Raw genomic sequence first — 18770 nt, forward strand, 5'->3', positions numbered from 1 at the left:
CAGTGCGAATTCACCGCACGGTTTCAGTGGCGTTGGCAACACTCTGCGCGGGCACATCCTGCTTGAACGGGTGCGCGAAGAGCACGGCACCGATCACCGCGCCATAGGCGAGCGCGAACAGGAACTTGTCGCGATAGCGGCGAAGGCTGGTCGGGCTCATGGGTTTCCTCTCACGGTCGCCCATAATCTATCAAGAATATCGATTAAGTAAAGCCGCTATGAAATATCCCGGAAGGGCAGGGCGGTATCGGCCTCGAAGGCGTTGTTGAACTCGGCCACCCGCCGACTGATCCGGATATCCGAGGTGCGCAGCGCGCGGACGAGCGACAGTCCCGCCAGCGAGCGCGCGCGCGACAGCGCGACATAGGCCTGGCCGGCGGCGAAGGTGCCGGTGTCGAAGTCGATGCGCACATCCTCCAGGGTCAGTCCCTGCGCCTTGTGCACCGTCACCGCCCAGGCGGGCACCAGCGGCAGCTGGTTGTAGGTGCCGACCACCTTGGCGGCGACCTGCCCTGTGGTCTCGTCCCAGTCGTAGCGGATGCGCTCCCAGCTGGTGCGCTCGATATCCACCACGCCGCCCGAATCGAGCCGGACGAAGGCACGATCATGCGCCAGCCCGATGATGGTACCGACCGAGCCGTTGACCCACTGCTTCTCGGGATCGTTGCGCACCATCATGACGCGGGCGCCGACCTTCAGCACCAGCGTCTCGGGCACCGGCAGGCGATCATTGGCGAGGTCGAACTCGCCCTCGCTCTTGCCCTCATAGGCGCGTCCGTTATCGGTGAGTGCCTCGAGCCCGCGTCGGTTATAGGCGTCGACACGGCTGTTGGTCGGGGCGAGCACCACCGGAATGCGGCCCTGCCGGTGCTCGCGGAACGAAGCCTCGTTGATGGCGGCGACGGCGTGCGGTACCTCCCGACCGGCGCGCAGATTGGCGAGATGGGTGACGAATTCCTCGTCGGTCTGGCGATAGACCTGCGTGAACGGCAGGCGCGCCACCTCCACCTCGCGCAGCACACGGGCATCGAAGGCGAACGGACCCTCATAGCCGAGATGACCGAGTATCTCGCGCTCGGCCTGCGGCACGACGGGCGGCAGCTGCAGGAAATCGCCGACCAGCACCACCTGCACGCCGCCGAACGGCTGCGGGTTGCCGCGCGCGATGCGCAGGCAGCGGTCCACGGAATCCAGCACGTCGGCGCGCACCATCGACACTTCGTCGATGACGAGGCGCTCCAGCTTCTTCATCAGCGTGCGCTTGGGGCTGCGCGGCTTGACCTGGTCGGGGTCGACGAGGCGCGGCGGCAGGCCGAAGAAGGAATGCACCGTCTGTCCGCCGAGCTGGAGCGCGGCGACGCCAGTCGGCGCGAGAAAGGCCTGCCGGCCGCCGCCGAGCCTTCGCAGGGCGTGCAGGAAGGTGGTCTTGCCGGTACCGGCGCCGCCGAGCACCATGATGACCGGCGCGCCCTCGCGCACCGTGGCGAGGGCGTCGGCGAAGGCTTCTTCCGGCAGGACCGGGCGAATCGTGAGGCTGGACGTCGCGTTCATCGGCGCAATGGAGCACAGCCGCTCGCCGAGGGCGAATTCAGTGCAGCTTGATCAGCGCGAGGCCGGCGACGATGAGCACGGCGGCGAAAAGGCGCTGGGGGCGCAGGGGCTCGCGCAGCACCACCACCGCGATGATCGTCGCGAACAGCACGCTGGATTCGCGCACCGCGGCGACGAGCCCGATGGGCGCCTTGGTCATCGCCCAGATGGTGATCCAGTAAGCCGAGAGCGACATTGCCCCGCCCGCGGCGCCAGGCCCGAGAAAGCCGAGCATCGGCCGCAGCCCCCGCGCGCCGAAGCGCAGTAGGGCAACGGCGAAGACGACAGGGCCTTCCAGCAGGAACAGCCACGCGGAATAAAGATGCGGGCTGCCCGCGCTGCGCGCTCCCAGACCATCGATCACCGAATAGACCGCGATGCTGGCGGCGCAGCCCAGAGCGAGCGCCAGAGCGCGGCCGTCGAAGCCGTTGCCGCGCGGGCGCCAGGCGATGGCCAGCACGCCCGCCGCCAGCACCATCACGCCGAGCACTCCCTGTGCGTCGATCGGCTCGCCAAGCAGCAGCAGCGAGAACAGCGTGGTGATGAGCGGTGAGCTGCCGCGCGCCACGGGATAGACGAACCCCATGTCGGCGCGGCGATAGGCGCCGGTCAGTGTGAGGTAGTAGACGAGGTGGACGGAAATCGAGCCGCCGATCCATGCCCAGATGTGGGGCGGCGGCAGGCCGTACCAGATGGCGGCGGGAAGCGCGATGACGCTGCAGGCGCCGGTGACGAGCGTCACCGCAATGAACGGGTCGAGCCGGATCTTGAGGATGGCGTTCCAGCCCGCGTGCATCGCGGCGGCGGCGATGACCGCCATGAACACGCTGGGTTCCATTGGTGCGAAGGCGCCTGAGCTGCGACCTGCAACCTGCTCATCGTCCTTCGGACTCGGTCCGGAAAACCGGTCTGGACGGTGCGGCAGGCGGAGGTATGGATGGCCGGGTCACGCCCGGCCATGAGGGGAGGTGCGGTCGTCCGGCGGAGGCGTTCAGAGCCCGAGCTGGGTGACGAACTTGGTGTTCACATAGGCCTCGATGGCCTCGATGCCGCCTTCCGAGCCATAGCCGGAATCCTTGATGCCGCCGAACGGCGTCTCCGGCAGGGCAAGGCCGTGATGGTTGATCGACACCATGCCGCTCTCCACCCGGCGGGCGAACTCGTCGGCGCGCTTGGCCGAGGTTGTGTAGGCATAGGCGGCGAGGCCGTAGGGCAGGCGGTTGGCTTCCGCGATCACCGCCTCGGTCGAGGTGAAGGGCTGGATCGGCACGACGGGGCCGAAGGGCTCCTCGTTGAGGATGCGGGCGTCCGGCGACAGGTCGGTCAGCACGGTCGGCTGGAAGAAGTAGCCCTTGTTGCCGAGCCGGGCGCCGCCGGTGCGCAGGGTCGCGCCCTTGGCGAGCGCGTCGGCGGTGAGCGCTTCCATCGCCTCGACGCGGCGGGAATTGGCGAGCGGCCCCATGCGCACGTCGGCGTCGAGGCCGTTGCCGACCTTCACGCCCTGCACCGCTTCGGTGAAGCCATCGACGAAGCGGGCATAGATGTCCTCATGCACGAGGAAGCGGGTCGGCGAGACGCAGACCTGGCCCGCATTGCGGAACTTGGCGCCGGACAGCAGCTTCACCGCGTGGTCGACATCGGCATCCTCGAACACCACAGCCGGGGCGTGGCCGCCCAGCTCCATGGTGACGCGCTTCATGTGCGCGCCGGCGAGCGCGGCCAGCTGCTTGCCGACCACGGTCGAGCCAGTGAAGGTGATCTTCCGCACGATGGGGTGCGGAATGAGGTAGGCGGAGATTTCCGAGGGCACGCCGAAGACGAGGTTGATCACGCCCTTGGGCAGGCCGGCATCCTCATACGCCTTGACCAGCGCGGCGCAGCTCGCCGGGGTCTCCTCCGGGCCCTTGAGGATGATCGAGCAGCCGGCGGCCAGCGCGGCGGAAATCTTGCGCACCGCCTGGTTGATCGGGAAGTTCCACGGCGTGAAGGCGGCAACGACGCCGACCGGCTCCTTGTGCACGACCTGCTCGACGCCGGCCGCACGCGGGGCGATGACGCGGCCATAGATGCGGCGGGCTTCCTCGGCGAACCAGTCGATGATGTCGGCGGCGGCCAGCGTCTCGACGCGCGCCTCGAACAGCGGCTTGCCCTGTTCCATCGTCATGATGGTGGAGATTTCCTCCGCGCGCTCGCGCAGGATCTCGGCCGCCTTGCGCATCAGCTTGTAGCGTTCATGCGGGGCGACGTGGCGCCAGGTGGCGAAACCTCCTTCGGCCGAGATCAGCGCGGCGTCGAGATCGGCGCGGCTCGCATGCGCCAGTGTGCCGATGACTTCTTCCGTTGCGGGATTGATGATGGGCTCGCTCACCGGCTTGCCGTCCTGTCCCGTGCCTTCGCGCCACTGACCGTCGATGAACAGGAGAACGTCGGGATAGCTGACAGTGGCGGTATTCACGGCGGACATGGCGAACCTCGGGAAAGGGGCGCGGGCAGGCGCCAGCGGGGGAGTGGCACACACCTAATCCTCCTCGCGTCGCGGCGAAAGAGGCGCGGCTGCATGATCGATGTGCATCAGAACGCAAGACGGGCGGGACCGATGGCCCCGCCCGCAAGGTAAGATGCTGCGAATGTACCGTCCGGCCGGCGGATCAGCGCGTGTCGCGCAAGATCTCGCGCTTGCCGGCATGGTTGGCCGGGCCGACGAAGCCCTCATTCTCCATGCGCTCCATGATGGAGGCGGCGCGGTTGTAGCCGATCTGCAGGCGGCGCTGGATGTAGGAGGTCGACGCCTTCTTGTCGCGCATGACGACGGAGACCGCCTGGTCGTAGAGATCGCCCGGCTCGGCACCCATCTCGCTCTTGTCGAAGACGGCGGTGTCGTCCGCGATCGTCTCTTCCTCTTCCTCGGCCGTGACCTCGTCGAGATATTCCGGCCGCGCCTGGCTCTTCAGGTGCTCGACGACGCGCTCGACCTCCTGGTCGGAGACGAAGGGGCCGTGCACGCGGGAGATGCGCCCGCCGCCGGCCATATAGAGCATGTCGCCCTGACCGAGCAGCTGCTCGGCGCCCATCTCGCCGAGGATGGTGCGGCTGTCGATCTTCGAAGTGACCTGGAAGGAGATGCGGGTGGGGAAGTTCGCCTTGATGGTGCCGGTGATGACGTCGACGCTCGGGCGCTGGGTGGCCATGATCAGGTGGATGCCGGCGGCGCGGGCCATCTGCGCGAGGCGCTGGATGGCGCCCTCGATGTCCTTGCCAGCGACCATCATCAGGTCCGCCATCTCATCCACCACGATGACGATGTAGGGCAGGGGAGCGAGATCCATGATCTCCTCCTCCTCGACGATCTCGCCGGTCTCCTTGTCGAAACCCTTCTGCACGCTGCGGGTGATGATCTCGCCCTTGGCAGCCGCTTCCGCCACGCGGGCGTTGAAGCCGTCAATGTTGCGTACGCCGAGGCGGCTCATCTTCTTGTAGCGGTCCTCCATCTCCCGCACCGCCCATTTCAGCGCGACGATCGCCTTCTTCGGGTCGGTGACGACGGGGGTGAGGAGGTGCGGGATGCCCTCATAGACCGAGAGTTCCAGCATCTTCGGGTCGATCATGATCAGCCGGCACTGGTCCGGGCGGTGCCGGTAGAGCAGGCTCAGGATCATGGTGTTGATGGCGACCGACTTGCCCGAGCCGGTGGTGCCGGCGACCAGCAGGTGCGGCATGCGGGCAAGGTCGACGATGACCGGCTCGCCGCCGATGGTCTTGCCCAGCCCGATGCCGAGCTTGGCCTTGGCCGCCTCGAATTCGTGGCTCGCCAGCATTTCGCGCAGCCACACCGTCTCGCGGCGCTGGTTGGGCAGCTCTATGCCGATGACGTTGCGCCCTTCCACCACGGCGACGCGGGCGGAGATGGCGCTCATCGAGCGGGCGATGTCGGCGGACAGGCCGATGACGCGGCTGGACTTGATGCCCGGTGCCGGCTCCAGCTCGTAGAGCGTGACGACCGGGCCGGGATTGGCGTCGATGATCTCGCCGCGCACGCCAAAATCATGCAGCACCTGCTGCAACTTGACCGAGTTGCGGTCGAGGAATTCCTCGGAGAGTTCGTAGTCCGGCTCGTTGGCCGGCGGCTCGGTGAGGAGGTCGAGCGGGGGCAGTTCGTAATCCTCGCCTTCGACGGCTGCCGGGCGCGGGGCCGGGCGAGCGGCCGCCACGGGGGCAATGACGGGGGCCGGCGTGGGCGTTGCCGGGCGGGCGGCGACCGGCGCCGTCGGCTCGGGCGCTGCGGCCGGGCTGGCGACCATGCCGAACACCGACCAGGAGAAGGATATCGCCGACGATGCGGTGCTGTAGCCGCCGAGTTCCGCCGCCGTGACCGCAGGCGCGGGCTCGCCCGTCACCGCCTCGGCGTCAAGGTGCGCGGCGCGGACGATCTCGTCTTCGGACGTGTCGACCTCGAATTCGTCGACCTCGTCGTCGGTGTCTTCCTCCGCAACCTCCTCCTCGAAGGCTTCCGCAACCAGCAGATCATCCTCGTAGCTGGCCCCGTCGAACGCCGCGCCGGTGTCGTTGGCGGCCTCGATGGTCTCGTCCAGCAGCCATTCGGCAGCGCCGTCCTGCGGTGCGGGGGCGACCGGGGGCACGTTCCAGCCGAGCTGGATCACGCCAGCGATCTGACGGATGGCGTTCGGCGGGTTGATCGAAGTCGCCTGCGGCGCCGGCTCCGGCTCGGGGGCGGACGGTGCGGACAGGGCAGGTGCCTCGGGCGGCACGGCGGCAGGTGCCGTCGCAACAGGCGTCGCCACGGTGGGCGCGGCGATCGCTTCCTTCAGCGCTTCGGACTGGGCGGCGAGGGCGCGGCGGGCATCGGCGGCGATGAAGGGGCCGGCGGCGCTGCCGAGCGGCGGCTTGCGCGGCGGCACGCGCAGCACCGGGGTCTGCGAGGGGCGCGGCGGCACCCGCGCGGTGGTGGACTGCACCGGCGCGGCATCGGGCGTCACCGGCGCCACTTCCTCGACCGGCGGCTTGCGCAGGAGGTAGTCCGGCGTGCGGGTGAAGCGCGTGTTCGACGGCATGGTGAAGGGCTGCAGCCAGCTCGGGATCAGCTCGCGGCCCGCTGGCGCACCACTCATCGGGACGCGGCCGGCCTTGTTGCCGAGCGAGCCGCCGACGGTCCGGGGCGCCGGCTCGTTTTTCGCCGGGAGTGCGGTCCTGCCGACCTGCGCAGGCTTGGCTACCTGCGCGGGCTTCGCCTTCGGCACCGGCGGCGCGAAGACGGGCTTGGGATTGGCGCGCGAGAACAGGCGCGGCGGGCTCTCCGGCACCGCATCTGAGGACTTCGCTTCACTCGGATCGGACGGACGCGCCGGAATACGCATGGGACGCTGGAACCTTTGCCGCTGCTACCGTTCAGGCATGGCGACCGGGAGCACGGAAGCGCCCCCGATCGACGGTTCCCATGGTTAGGAGCACAGCGTTAACGAACGGTGTGACGCGGCAGCTTTTCCCCGCACTGTGGCGCGCAGCACGCAGGATGAACCTCGTGCCAGAGGCGGCGCCGGGCACGAGAAGCCTGTGGACAGGTTCCGGTGTCAGACCGGCAGGCCGAGCGTGGCGCGGATCTCCGGCGCCATCAGCCCGTGGGTCTCCGGGTGCTTCATCATGTAGCGGCCGAACACCGAGCAGCGCGGTATGACGGACAGGCCGCGCTCTCGGGCGCTGGCGAGACCCGCTTCCACCAGCCGGGTGGCGAGGCCGCGGCCGCCGAGCTCGGGGGGAACCTCGGTGTGGGTGAAGATGATGTGATCGGGCGCGAGGATGTACTGCGCAACGGCGAGATGGCCGTCCTGCTCGATTTCGAAGCGGTCGGCCGCGCGATTGTCGCGGACCGGAACTTCGCCGTTGATGCTCATGTCTTGCTCCTTGGGGATCGCGCCCGTTTATAGCTGTCGTCGAGTCGATCGGGCGGCATGGGATATTGTCGACCAAAACGGTGGGTGTGTCGCCCTCCCGCCCGGTCGAAAGGTGGATTTCATGTCGGTGCGTCCTTCCATGTAGGGCCGCCCGGCGGTGGTGGAAGGTCTTCAATGCCGCAAAAGCCCGGTGACGCTTCGCAGGAAATCATGCGGGAAACCCTCATCGAGGCGCTGGAGGCTCGCCGCTCGGTGCCTGCCGCCGCCTTGAGCGAGCCGGGGCCGACGCCGTCCGAACTGGCGCGACTGCTCACCATCGCCGCGCGGGTGCCCGACCACGCCATGCTGGTGCCATGGCGCTTCATCGTCATCGAGGGTGCGGCGCGGCGCGCGCTCGGGGCGCTTCTCGCCGAGGCCTATCGCGCCGGCAACCCGCAGATGGCGCCGGAGAAGCGGGAGAAATTCGCCGGCATCATGTCGCGCCTGTTCCCGGCGCCGCTCGCCGTCGTGGTGGTGAGCCGGCCCAACCGCGAGACGATGATCCCGGTGGTCGAGCAGGAGCTTTCCGCCGGCGCGGTGTGCATGAATCTGCTGCACGGCGCGCGGGCGCTCGGTTTCAACGGCATATGGGTGACGGGTTGGGCGGCGAACGATGCGCAGGCGCTGGCCCATATCGGCCTTGCCGAGGGCGAGCGCGTCGCCGGCATTGTCCATATCGGCACGGCGTCGGAGGTGCCCGCCGAGCGGCCGCGCCCGGATGTGGCCGCGCTCACCACGCGCTGGTCGCCGCCGGGCTGAGGGGCGGGTCCCATCCGTCTCGGGGAGGTTGCTCAGCCCGTCGCGGATGCCTCGGCGGCGGCCTGTGCGGCGAGGTCGTTGGCGATCTTGTTGCGGGCGATCACGGCGGCCGCCTGCTCCGTGCCTCCACTGCCCGGCCCCGCCAGGGCTTGCACCGGCACGAGGTTGTTGGCGAACTCGATGCCCTGTTCGGGCAGGATGCGGATCATCCGTTTGACCGCCTCGCGCTGGATCACGGTCGGGCGCGCCGGCTTCACCGTGAACTTGAAGCGCACCACCAGGGCGTTGTCGGTGATGTCGGCGACGCCCTGCATCTTCAGCGGCATCAGGAAATCGTCCTTGAAGTCCGGATCTTCCAGCATTTCGAGGCCGATCTTCTTCACCGTCTTGCGCAGCTTCTCGATGTCGGTGTCGCGGGTGAAGCGCAGGTTGAACTTCATCGTCGACCAGTCGCGGCTGAAATTCGTCACCTGGCCGAGCTGGCCGAACGGAATGGTGTGGATCATGCCGTTCTGGTGGCGCAGCTTCAGCGAACGCAGGGTGAAGCCTTCCACCGTGCCCTTGGCCTTGCCGCAGTCGATGTACTCGCCGACGCGGAAGGCATCGTCCACAAGGTAGAACACGCCGGAGACGATGTCCTTCACCAGCGTCTGGCTGCCGAAGGAGATGGCGAGGCCGACGATGGAGGCGCCGGCGATCAGCGGCATGATGTCGACGCCGAGCTGCGACAGCACGGTGAGAACCGCCATGATGATGATGGCGAGGGTGAGCGTGACCCGCAGCAGCGGCATCAGCGTGCTCATGCGCGAGGCCGGCGCGCCGAGATTCTCGTCGCCCTCGATCTCCTGGCCGGGCATGGGGATGCCGCCCTTCGAGGCATGGACGCTGGTGAAGTACTCCACCGCCTGCCAGGCGCAATAGGCCCCGAGCAGGATGGCGCCGGCGGGAAATGCCGCGCTGGCCAGCGCGTTGTAGCGCTCCATGTCCATCATGCCGACGCCGCGTACCGCCCAGATTCGGAACAGTAGCGTGAGCGCGCCGAGCAGGATGGCGATGCGGATACAGCGCATCAGCGCCTCGATGGCCAACTCGCGGCGGGACGTGGCGTGCCCGCCCTCCTCGTGCATGAGGCGGCAGACCTTGTCCATGAAGGATTCGATGACGATGAGGCCGATGAGGACGTTCATCGATACCAGGATCGCCTGATGCACCTCCTCCGCAGAGGTGAGTGCACCGTAGACGCGCGCCATGCCCAGGGCCAGGAAGATCGGGATGGCAACGACGAGCCAGAACCGCGCCACGGTTGCCACGACGGGACCCGGCTTACCGCCCTGCGAGAGCCCGTGCAGCCATTTGGCGACCGGCTCGCGGATCGCCACCACCGTCACGATCAGCAGCGTGGTCAGGAGGAGCGTGTTGACCAGCATGGCGCAGGCCACCACCAGCGGCGAGGAATGCATCCCTTCGAGGATGCGGCGGATGTCGGCCAGCGTGATGGCGACGGCGATGACCAGCGAGGCCCAGCGGTAGATCTTCAGCGCACCGGCGTCGTCGACATCCGCAAGGCGGGCCTGCGGCAGGCGCGGGCGCAGGGCGATGCGGAAAATAAGCAGATAAAGCCGCCAGTAGAACACGCTGGTCAGCACGAGGAAGCCGAAGCGGGCCTGCGGCTCGGTGCCGCTGAACAGGCCGATGACGAAGCCGTGCGTCACCAGCCACAGTCCGAACAGCACCACGATGTCGAGGCTGATCAGCGCCGAGAGCGCCCAGATCGAGGCGGCGCCTTCCACGCGGCTCGCGAGATAGCGGCGGACCGGCCGCAGCGCGGCGCGCAGCGCCATCTCGGTGCCGAGGGCGGCGGCGACGCACAGCGCCAGCAGCAGCAGGAAGCGGTTCGGGTCGCGCCCGCCGTTCAGCTCCGGGCCGAGGATGGTGGGAATGCGCGCGCTCTGCTCGACGAGGGCGGGGAATTCGGCCAGCACGTCGTCGCTGCGGCCCAATACCTCGACGAACATCTCGCTCATCGGCTCTTCATTGGCGATGGCCATCATCGGCCGGTCGGCGGGCGGCTCCGCCGAGGAACTGCTCGCCGCGGGGGTAGGGGCGGGCTCAGCCTTGGCGGGGGCGGGTTTGGCGGCTGTCGCCTCCGGTGCCTTGAGCCGTTCCGCCACGGCTCTGGAGAGCTGATCCACCAACTGGTCGAACTGCTGCTGCGTCAACGGCAAGGGGGCGGTGGGGGCGGCGGGTGCCTGCGCGAGGGCGCAGCCGGCCGAAACCAGCAGCGCCAGAAGCCCGGCCAGCAGGCAGGAGCGGCAGCGGTCGATAGGGCGGAAAAGGCAAGTCATGACATCAGGCCGCGCGTGCGACCGCCACATAGCGGCCGCTGCGGTCGGAGTGCGGCCATGCCAGCCGCCACGGGCGAGCCCGCGCGCGATGGATCGCCGCGAGACGGTCGAAATCGGGCGACGGCGCAACTATCCGGCGAGCCGGGCGGGCTGTCCATCGGGAAATCTAGCGATGCTGTGCCACGGTAAATGAAAGGCCGCGCCGGTTTCCCGGCGCGGCCCCTTCCTTCGACGATGCGGCGCGGCAGAGCGTCGTCAGGCGGCCTTGGCCTGCTTGGCCTCGCGGCGGCGGCGGGTGAGGATGAACTCGGTGTAGCCGTTGGGCTGTGTGCGGCCCTCGAAGACGAGGTCGCGCGCGGCGCGGAAGGCGACGCCGTCATAGGTCGGCGCCATCGGCACATAGTCCGGGTCGCCGGCATTCTGCTGGTCGACGATCCCCGCCATGCGACGCAGCGTCTCTTCGACCTGCTCGCGCGTCACCACGCCATGCAGCAGCCAGTTGGCGACGTGCTGGGAGGAGATGCGCAACGTGGCGCGGTCTTCCATCAGTCCGACATCATGGATGTCCGGCACCTTGGAACAGCCGACGCCCTGGTCGATCCAACGCACGACATAGCCGAGGATGCCCTGGATGTTGTTGTCCAGCTCCTCCTGCACCGCCGCCGGCTCCCAGTTGCCGCGATCGACGACGGGGATGGTGAGCAGGTCGTGCTTGGAGGTCGGCGTGCGCGAACGCAGCTCGGCCTGGCGGGCGAACACGTCGACCTTGTGGTAGTGTAGCGCGTGCAGCGTCGCGGCGGTCGGCGAGGGCACCCAGGCGGTGTTGGCGCCGGCGAGCGGGTGGGCGATCTTCTGCACCAGCATGTCGGCCATGCGGTCGGGCATCGCCCACATGCCCTTGCCGATCTGGCCCTTGCCGTCGAGATGGGCTTTGAGCCCGGCATCGACATTGGCGTCCTCATAGGCCTTGATCCAAGGCTGGGCGCGCATCTCGTTCTTGCGCACCATCGGCCCGACCTCGATCGAGGTGTGGATTTCGTCGCCGGTGCGGTCGAGGAAGCCGGTGTTGATGAACACCACGCGCTCGCGGGCGGCGCGGATCGAGGCGGAGAGGTTGGCGCTGGTGCGGCGCTCCTCGTCCATGATGCCGATCTTCAACGTGTTGGCATCGAGATCCAGCAGCCGCTCGACCGCCGCGAACAGGTCGCAGGCGAACTCGACCTCCTCCGGCCCGTGCATCTTCGGTTTCACGATATAGACCGAGCCGGTGCGGCTGTTGCGCAGCGCGCTGGTGCCCTTGAGATCGTGCAGCGCGATCAGCGTGGTGACGGCGGCGTCCAGGATGGTCTCGGGAATTTCATTGCCCGAAGCGTCCAGCACCGCGTCGGTCATCATGTGCTGGCCGACATTGCGCACCAGCATGAGGCTGCGCCCGTGCAGCGTCAGCTCGCCGCCCTTGGCGGCGACATAGGTGCGGTCGCCGGCGAGGCGGCGCTCCACGGTCTGCTTGCCCTTGGCGAAGGCGGCGCTGAGCGTGCCCGTCATCAGGCCGAGCCAGTTGCGGTAGACGACGATCTTGTCCTGCGCATCCACCGCCGCGACGCTGTCCTCGGCGTCGACAATAGTGGTCACCGCCGCCTCGATGACGATGTCGGCGATGCCGGCCGGGTCGGTCTTGCCGATACGGTGCGCGCGGTCGATGACGATGTCGATGTGCAGGCCGTGATTGACCAGCAGCACGGAGGAGGGCGCTTCGGCCTCGCCGCGCGAGCCGGCGAACTGCTCGGGGTCCTTCAGGCCGACGACCTTGCCGTCCTTCAATTCGGCCTGCAGCACGCCGTCATCGATGCGGTAGGCGACGACATCGGCATGGCTGGCGCCGGACAGCGGCACGCTCTCGTCGAGGAAGGCGCGGGCGCGCTCGATCACGCGCTGTGCGCGCACCGGGTTGAAGCCGTTGGAGCGGCTGGCGCCGTCGTCCTCGGGCAGCGCGTCGGTGCCGTAGAGCGCGTCATACAGGCTGCCCCAGCGCGCATTGGCGGCGTTGAGGGCGTAGCGCGCATTGGTGACGGGCACCACGAGCTGCGGACCGGGAATGCGGGCCAGCTCGTCGTCGACCTTCGAGGTCACGACGTCGAACGGTTCGGGCTCCGGCAGGAGGTAGCCGATCTCGGCGAGGAACACCTCATAGGCGACCGGATTGACCGCCTTGTCGCGGTGCGCGCGGTGCCAGGCGTCGATCTGCGCCTGCAACTCGTCGCGGCGCGCGAGCAGCGCCTGATTGCGCGGGGCGAACTCCGCGACCACACCGGCGAAGCCTTTCCAGAAAGCGGCCGCGTCCACGCCCGTTCCCGGGATGGCTTCATTGTTGATGAAGTCGAGAAGAGCGGAGTCCACCTTAAGGCCGGCGACGTCGGTATAGCTCATGGCGTTTCCCTTTTTCGGCTGGGCGCCGGCTCCCCGAACGGAAGTCGGCCGATTGTGCTATGCGGCGTGTTAGGGTGCGGCGCAATATCGCAGATAGTCGGATAGGCGCCCATTGCAAGGGCGCCTATCCGCTCGGACGACATGGCTGGGTTGCGCCGCGACGAAAGTGTCATTCCGGGGCGCCGGACGATGCCGGACCTGCGAACGGGTTCTCCCCGAAACCGGCCGCAGGCTCGCTGGGCTTCCGCCCTGGAATGACAAGCTGTGAGAGGCCCGCTGTCAGAACTGCGCGGTCTCGGTCGATTCCTGCATCGCCGTGGTCGAGGAGCCGCCTTCGCTGAGCACGGTGGCGATGGCGTCGAAATAGCCGGTGCCGACTTCGCGCTGGTGGCGCATGCCGGTGAAGCCCAGCTTCTCCGCGGCGAATTCGGCTTCCTGCAGCTGCGAATAGGCAGCCATGCCGTCCTCGCGGTAGCGGCGGGCAAGCTCGAAGGTCGTGTAGTTGAGGTTGTGGAAGCCGGCCAGCGTGATGAACTGGTACTTGTAGCCCATCGCCCCCAATTCGCTCTGGAAGGTCTTCATCTGCGCCTTGTCCATGTGCTTGGCCCAGTTGAAGGAAGGCGAGCAGTTATAGGCCAGCATCTTGCCCGGATGCGCCTTGTGCACGCCTTCCGCGAAGCGGCGGGCGTCGTCGAGGCTCGGGGTCGAGGTCTCGCACCACAGGAGGTCGGCATAGGGCGCATAGGCGACGGCGCGGGCAATGCCGGCCTCGAAGCCGCCCTTGAGCCGGTAGAAGCCTTCCGCCGTGCGCTCGCCGGTGATGAAGGGCCGGTCCGCCTCGTCAATGTCCGAGGTGATGAGCCGGGCTGATTCCGCGTCCGTGCGGGCCATGATGACGGTGGGCACGCCCATGACGTCGGCGGCGAGGCGCGCGGCGTTCAGCGTGCGGATGAACTGGCGGGTGGGCACCAGCACCTTGCCGCCGAGATGGCCGCACTTCTTCTCCGAGGCCAGCTGGTCCTCGAAATGCACCGCCGCCGCGCCGGCCTCGATCAGCGCCTTGGTCAGCTCATAGGCGTTGAGCTGGCCGCCGAAGCCGGCCTCGGCATCGGCGATGATCGGCACGAAATAGTCGAGCTGCGGTGCCTCGATGCCGTCCGCCTTCTCCATGGTCTGGATCTGGTCGGCGCGGGTGAACGCCTTGTTGATGCGCCGGACCACCGCCGGGACGCTGTCGACGGGGTAGAGGCTCTGGTCGGGATACATCTCGCCGGAGGAGTTGGCATCCGCCGCGACCTGCCAGCCGGAGAGGTAGATCGCCTCCAGCCCGGCCTTCACCTGCTGGATCGCCTGCGCGCCGGTATAGGTGCCGAGCGTCGGCACGAAATCCTGCGTATGCAGCAGTTCCCACAGCCGGCGGGCGCCGTTCTGCGCCAGCGTGTGCTCGATGCGCAGCGAGCCGGAAAGGCGCGCGACGTCAGCGGGCGAGTAGCTGCGATGGATGCCGTTCCAGCGCTCCGGCGCCCAGTGCGGGGCGGGAAACGGGGTGGCGGTGTGGCGAAGCTGATCCAGCATGGTGGTTCTCTGCTGCTGAAGTGTCGGAAGAGGGTGAGGTGGGCGCGGGAGCCGTGGAGGGGGCGGCACCCGCGCCGGCCGATCCGCCGCGTGGACGCCAGGCATCCTCAAGGCGGACGGGTCGGAAGCGGGGCCTAGCGGCCACGGCGGGTATAGGTGGCGGCCACGAGCTGCCGGCCGTCGAGGAGGGACAGGAGATCCTGCCCGGTGGGCAGCGCGAGGCGGTGGCGGCCGATGCGGTGGACGATGGTGAAGTCCTGCTCGGCGAGACCCTGCTCGCGGAAGGTCTGGCTGATCTCCTCGGCGGTGCCGCCGACGATGGTCACGAATTCCTCGTTGCCGCTGGGCTGGCCGTCGTTCCGATGGTGTCTCATGTCAATTCCTCCCTGAGGGGTGTGATGTAAAGATTTCACACTCGACACAGAGGAGCAATAAATATAGCAATATGAGTGTGTTAAGCTGATAAGGCTTGTAAAGTTTACAAGCCTGTTTTGTAAACTGAGCAAAGGAGCGGGCCATGCTCGCCACCGAACCGCGCATCGGCAGCCGGGTGCAGAGGCTGCGCCGGGGCAAGCGCATCTCGCAGGCCGACCTTGCGAGCGCGCTGGGCATTTCCGCGAGCTATCTCAACCTCATCGAGCATAATCGCCGGCGCATCACCGTGCCGCTCTTGATGAAGCTGGCCGGCTATTTCGGCATCGAGCCGGGCGAACTGGTGGAGAGTGACGAGTCGCGTCTTGTCGGCGATCTGATGGAGTTGTTCAGCGACGACGTGTTCGCCGAGAACGCGCTGACCAACCAGGACATACGCGACCTCGCGGCTTCCAACCCGACGGTGGGACGGGCGGTGGTGCGGCTGTTCGACCAGTTCAAGACGCTGCGCGAGGCCCGCCGCAGCGGGGCGCCCGGCGCACCGGACGAGGACGAGGTCGGCTACCACCCCGCGACCGACGCGGTGTCCGACTTCATCCAGGAGAACGCCAACTATTTTCCGACGCTGGAGGCGGCGGCCGAGCGGGTACGCCGCGACATCGACTTCGCCTCGGATTCCTTCGAATACGGGCTGAAGACCTATCTCTCCAACGTGTTCGGGCTGAACTGGCACTCCGCCTCGCTGCCCGGCGGCATCGCCCGGCGCTATGACGCCAATGCGCGCGAACTGATCACTGCCGAAGTGCTACCGCCGGAATCCGCATTGTTCGTGGTGGCGCATCAACTCGGCCTGCTCGCCGCCTCGCGCGAGATCGACCAGTTGCTGGAGAGCGGCAACCTCGCCGCCGACGCGGCGATCGTCACGCGCAACGCGCTGGCGAGCTATTTCGGCGCCGCGCTGATCATGCCCTATGAGCCGTTCCTGTCCGCCTGCCAGGAGACGCGCTACGACATCGAGCGCATCCAGCGCCGCTTCCGCACCAGCTTCGAGCAGGTGTGCCACCGCATGACCACGCTGCAACGCCCGAACCGCAGCGGTATCCCGCTGCATCTGGTGCGCACCGACATCGCCGGCAACATCTCCAAGCGCTTCTCGCTGTCGGGCATCCACATCTCCCGGCATTCCGGCGCCTGCCCGCGCTGGAACGTCTATGCCGCCTTCTTCCATCCCGAGCGCATCAATGTGCAGCTCAGCCAGATGCCGGAGGGCCAGCGCTATTTCTGCATCGCCAAGTCGATCACCAAGGGCGGCTACCGGCACAACGCGCCGCGCCGGCATCTGTCCATCGGCCTTGGCTGCCACATCAGCCACGCGCAGCAGATGGTCTATTCCGACGGGATGAACCTGTCGGATGCCTCGCAGACCGTGCCGATCGGCGTCGGCTGCCGCATCTGCCCGCGGCTCGACTGCGAGCAGCGCGCGCAGCCCCCGGTCGACCACCGCTTCACGCTGAACGAGACCGACCGGGCGGAGAGCTTCTACGCCACCGCGCGGCGCAGTGTGTGAAGGATTTACAGGAGGCTCGTTCCACGCTCACCGTCATCCCGGCCGCAGCGAAGCGGAGAGCCGGGATCGCTCTCCAGCTGCTCTCTACCTTCTCGCGATCCCGGATCGGCCTTCCGGCCGTCCGGGATGACGCATGGGGGTGGACCTCAATGGCAGCACGACCCGCCGCTGTGCCTCTTCTCGCCGTCCTCCGCCTCGCGGTTTTCGCGTGAATGGGCGTTCTTTTCCGGCGGCAGGTCCATGGCGATGTTGGCAGAGAAGAAGCCGTTCGGCTTCAAGAGGAAGCCGGCATATTCCACCGGCATGATCGGGAAGTCCTCCGGCTTGCACACATGGGTGTGGCCGAAGGAGTGCCACAGCACGACATCGGCATTCTCGATCGGCCGGTTCTGCTGCACATAGGCGGGCAGACCGCCGCCGCCGGCATTCACATTGGGATAGTCGCCGGAGGCGTATTTCTCGCCCTTGTCGAAGGCGGTAACCCAGATGTGCTTCTTGGCGAAGCCGCCGCGCTGGGCGACGGTGGAGCCCTCCTGCGCCAGCATCACCGGCGTCGGCATGACCACGACCTTGTAGCCCGGCGCCTTGCCGACGCTGTTGGCGACGTTCTGGTTCGAGACCTTCCAGAAGCGCCCGGTCTCGCCATTGGCCAGCGCCGGGCTGTCCAGTTCGCGCTTGAGCACGCGGCTGCGGGAATCGAACACGTTGCCATAGGGGTTGTCGTCGCCCCACGGACGCGGCACGAATTCGTGCTCGGTCACGGTATTGCCGCCGCCATCGACATCCATGTGCAGGCGGGCATTGAAGAAGTGCTGGTGGGTCGGCCCGCCCAGCCCCTCATCCACCATGCCGCCCCAGGGGTAGGTCTCGCCCGGCGTCACCGCCGCGGTCTGGATGATGCCGGTGAGCTTGGCCTCTAGCTGGATGGTGCCGTCCTGGTAGAGATACCAGTAGAAGCCGTAGTCGTAATTGCCGACGGTGGCGAAGAACGAGATCACCAGCCGGCGCGAGCGGCGGGTCTCATAGATGCCGTTGCGGAATTCATAGTGCTTCCACAGCGTGCCGTAGTCCTCCTCGTGCATGCAGATGGCGTTCTTCATCACGAAGGGCTGGCCGAGATCGTCCGCCGCCGGCACGTCGAAATAATGGATCAGGCCGAGGCAGTCGCAGCCCAGCTCCAGCTGGTTGGCGAGCCGGCCGAGGCCGTATTCGCCGGCGTCGAAGGCGCTTTTCCAATAGTGATTGGCGGTGGGGTCGGCATAGGGCACCACCATTTCGGTGACGCTGGCGCGGAAGATGACGGGACGCAGCCGCCCGCCGTCGGTGATGCCGAGTTCGTGCAGCACCAGCCCCTCGCGCGGGGTGAAGCCGATGCGGAAGCTCCAGTTCTGCCACTCGACCTTCCAGCCATCGACGGTGAAGCTCGGCCCCTTGGGCTGCACGATGTTGAGCGGCTTCACGTCCTCGCGCGTGTCGGGGAAGGCCTCGCGGCCGTAATTGCGCTTCTTGCGCGGAACCGGGACGATCTTCTCCTCGTCGACGAGGTGAACCACCTTGTTGGCGATGAGGTCGACCACGGCGACCACGCCTTCGATCGGGTGGGCGTAGCCATTGTCGCGGATATCCTCGCGCCAGTAGGACACCGCGCGGACGATGCGCCGTCCCTTCTCGAAGTCGCGGCCGAAATAGCCTGATGAGAACGGGTCGATCTGCACGAGGGGGATATCGGCCTCGGTGATGCCGCGCTTCAGCACCGCCGCGCGCCAGCCGGGATCGGCCTTGACGATCTCCTCGGCGCGGATGAACTCCTCGATCATGATCGGTGGCTGGCCATACGGCAGCTGGTCGTTCGGCAACACCTTGAAGTCCGCCACGCGGCCGGCCGAGAGGTCGACGACGGCTTCCGACGCGACGCCGGTGGCGGCATCCAGCGTCAGCACGAAGGCGAGGCGGGGGAGGGCGGCGCCGGCGCGCCACGCCTTGAGCTCGGCCTTGGCCGGCTCCTCCAGCCGTACCATCGGGAAGCGGTGGGTCTCACTGAGCGCCTTCCCGGCCTTGAGCAGGGCGACCGCGCGGGCGATCTCGGCGAGCGTGAGCGGATCGAGCGGATGGGTGGCGTCGAGGCTGACCTCGGTATGGGCGTCCATGCGGAAGCTCCCGTGCGAATTGGAAAGAATGGGGTGGCGCGGC

General features: G+C 67.7%; 13 protein-coding genes. 2 read left to right on the forward strand and 11 right to left on the reverse strand.

Annotated features, from left to right (window positions below):
- Positions 1–10 precede the first annotated feature (10 nt).
- The 6 genes from ACO2RV_RS02430 to ACO2RV_RS02455 all read right to left on the reverse strand — a co-directional run bounded on the left by ACO2RV_RS02430 (position 11) and on the right by ACO2RV_RS02455 (position 7496).
- Positions 11–160: a hypothetical protein gene (locus ACO2RV_RS02430; protein ID WP_423289423.1), complete on the reverse strand. Its 150-nt coding sequence runs from the start codon at positions 158–160 to the stop codon at positions 11–13.
- A 56-nt stretch (positions 161–216) separates the two neighbouring features.
- Positions 217–1551 carry an ATP-dependent DNA helicase gene (locus ACO2RV_RS02435; protein ID WP_423289425.1) on the reverse strand — a complete coding sequence of 445 codons (1335 nt, stop codon included), beginning with the start codon at positions 1549–1551 and terminating at the stop codon, positions 217–219.
- A 37-nt stretch (positions 1552–1588) separates the two neighbouring features.
- Positions 1589–2428 (reverse strand): EamA family transporter, encoded by an 840-nt coding sequence (locus ACO2RV_RS02440; protein ID WP_423289428.1) that lies wholly within the window; start codon positions 2426–2428, stop codon positions 1589–1591.
- 153 nt (positions 2429–2581) lie between these two features.
- Positions 2582–4054, reverse strand: a complete 1473-nt coding sequence (locus ACO2RV_RS02445; RefSeq protein WP_423289431.1) for an NAD-dependent succinate-semialdehyde dehydrogenase — start codon at positions 4052–4054, stop codon at positions 2582–2584.
- Positions 4055–4238: 184 nt separating this feature from the next.
- Positions 4239–6962 carry a DNA translocase FtsK gene (locus tag ACO2RV_RS02450; RefSeq protein ID WP_423289434.1) on the reverse strand — a complete coding sequence of 908 codons (2724 nt, stop codon included), beginning with the start codon at positions 6960–6962 and terminating at the stop codon, positions 4239–4241.
- A gap of 213 nt (positions 6963–7175) precedes the next feature.
- Positions 7176–7496 (reverse strand): GNAT family N-acetyltransferase, encoded by a 321-nt coding sequence (locus ACO2RV_RS02455; RefSeq protein WP_423289437.1) that lies wholly within the window; start codon positions 7494–7496, stop codon positions 7176–7178.
- Between the two features lie 210 nt (positions 7497–7706).
- Here ACO2RV_RS02455 and ACO2RV_RS02460 point away from each other — a divergent pair, with 210 nt between their 5' ends.
- The gene (locus ACO2RV_RS02460) at positions 7707–8294 is read left to right on the forward strand and encodes a nitroreductase family protein (RefSeq protein WP_423289439.1); all 588 of its coding nucleotides are present in this window, start codon (positions 7707–7709) and stop codon (positions 8292–8294) included.
- A gap of 32 nt (positions 8295–8326) precedes the next feature.
- Here the strand turns inward: ACO2RV_RS02460 and ACO2RV_RS02465 are convergent, their stop codons facing one another.
- The 4 genes from ACO2RV_RS02465 to ACO2RV_RS02480 all read right to left on the reverse strand — a co-directional run bounded on the left by ACO2RV_RS02465 (position 8327) and on the right by ACO2RV_RS02480 (position 15015).
- Positions 8327–10639, reverse strand: a complete 2313-nt coding sequence (locus tag ACO2RV_RS02465; RefSeq protein ID WP_423289441.1) for a mechanosensitive ion channel family protein — start codon at positions 10637–10639, stop codon at positions 8327–8329.
- Positions 10640–10894: 255 nt separating this feature from the next.
- Entirely contained in the window at positions 10895–13066 is a 2172-nt protein-coding gene (locus ACO2RV_RS02470) for a malate synthase G (protein WP_423289443.1), read from the reverse strand.
- Positions 13067–13345: 279 nt separating this feature from the next.
- Complete coding sequence (gene aceA / locus ACO2RV_RS02475) at positions 13346–14641, reverse strand: isocitrate lyase (RefSeq protein ID WP_423289445.1); 1296 nt, start codon at positions 14639–14641, stop codon at positions 13346–13348.
- A gap of 134 nt (positions 14642–14775) precedes the next feature.
- Complete coding sequence (locus ACO2RV_RS02480) at positions 14776–15015, reverse strand: hypothetical protein (RefSeq protein WP_423289447.1); 240 nt, start codon at positions 15013–15015, stop codon at positions 14776–14778.
- Between the two features lie 143 nt (positions 15016–15158).
- Between ACO2RV_RS02480 and ACO2RV_RS02485 the strand changes: the two genes are divergently transcribed.
- The gene (locus ACO2RV_RS02485) at positions 15159–16580 is read left to right on the forward strand and encodes a helix-turn-helix domain-containing protein (RefSeq protein ID WP_423289449.1); all 1422 of its coding nucleotides are present in this window, start codon (positions 15159–15161) and stop codon (positions 16578–16580) included.
- Between the two features lie 146 nt (positions 16581–16726).
- On the opposite strand, the gene ACO2RV_RS02490 is transcribed toward ACO2RV_RS02485, so the two are convergent.
- Positions 16727–18727 (reverse strand): primary-amine oxidase, encoded by a 2001-nt coding sequence (locus ACO2RV_RS02490; RefSeq protein WP_423289451.1) that lies wholly within the window; start codon positions 18725–18727, stop codon positions 16727–16729.
- Positions 18728–18770 lie beyond the last annotated feature (43 nt).

Source organism: Ancylobacter sp. VNQ12 (assembly GCF_049445835.1).
GTDB lineage: Bacteria > Pseudomonadota > Alphaproteobacteria > Rhizobiales > Xanthobacteraceae > Ancylobacter.

Coding starts and splice junctions, on each gene's coding strand:
- ACO2RV_RS02430 (WP_423289423.1), bottom strand. CDS start 160: ATGAGCCCGACCAGCCTTCGCCGCTATCGCGACAAGTTCCTGTTCGCG.
- ACO2RV_RS02435 (WP_423289425.1), bottom strand. CDS start 1,551: ATGAACGCGACGTCCAGCCTCACGATTCGCCCGGTCCTGCCGGAAGAA.
- ACO2RV_RS02440 (WP_423289428.1), bottom strand. CDS start 2,428: ATGGAACCCAGCGTGTTCATGGCGGTCATCGCCGCCGCCGCGATGCAC.
- ACO2RV_RS02445 (WP_423289431.1), bottom strand. CDS start 4,054: ATGTCCGCCGTGAATACCGCCACTGTCAGCTATCCCGACGTTCTCCTG.
- ACO2RV_RS02450 (WP_423289434.1), bottom strand. CDS start 6,962: ATGCGTATTCCGGCGCGTCCGTCCGATCCGAGTGAAGCGAAGTCCTCA.
- ACO2RV_RS02455 (WP_423289437.1), bottom strand. CDS start 7,496: ATGAGCATCAACGGCGAAGTTCCGGTCCGCGACAATCGCGCGGCCGAC.
- ACO2RV_RS02460 (WP_423289439.1), top strand. CDS start 7,707: ATGCGGGAAACCCTCATCGAGGCGCTGGAGGCTCGCCGCTCGGTGCCT.
- ACO2RV_RS02465 (WP_423289441.1), bottom strand. CDS start 10,639: ATGACTTGCCTTTTCCGCCCTATCGACCGCTGCCGCTCCTGCCTGCTG.
- ACO2RV_RS02470 (WP_423289443.1), bottom strand. CDS start 13,066: ATGAGCTATACCGACGTCGCCGGCCTTAAGGTGGACTCCGCTCTTCTC.
- aceA (WP_423289445.1), bottom strand. CDS start 14,641: ATGCTGGATCAGCTTCGCCACACCGCCACCCCGTTTCCCGCCCCGCAC.
- ACO2RV_RS02480 (WP_423289447.1), bottom strand. CDS start 15,015: ATGAGACACCATCGGAACGACGGCCAGCCCAGCGGCAACGAGGAATTC.
- ACO2RV_RS02485 (WP_423289449.1), top strand. CDS start 15,159: ATGCTCGCCACCGAACCGCGCATCGGCAGCCGGGTGCAGAGGCTGCGC.
- ACO2RV_RS02490 (WP_423289451.1), bottom strand. CDS start 18,727: ATGGACGCCCATACCGAGGTCAGCCTCGACGCCACCCATCCGCTCGAT.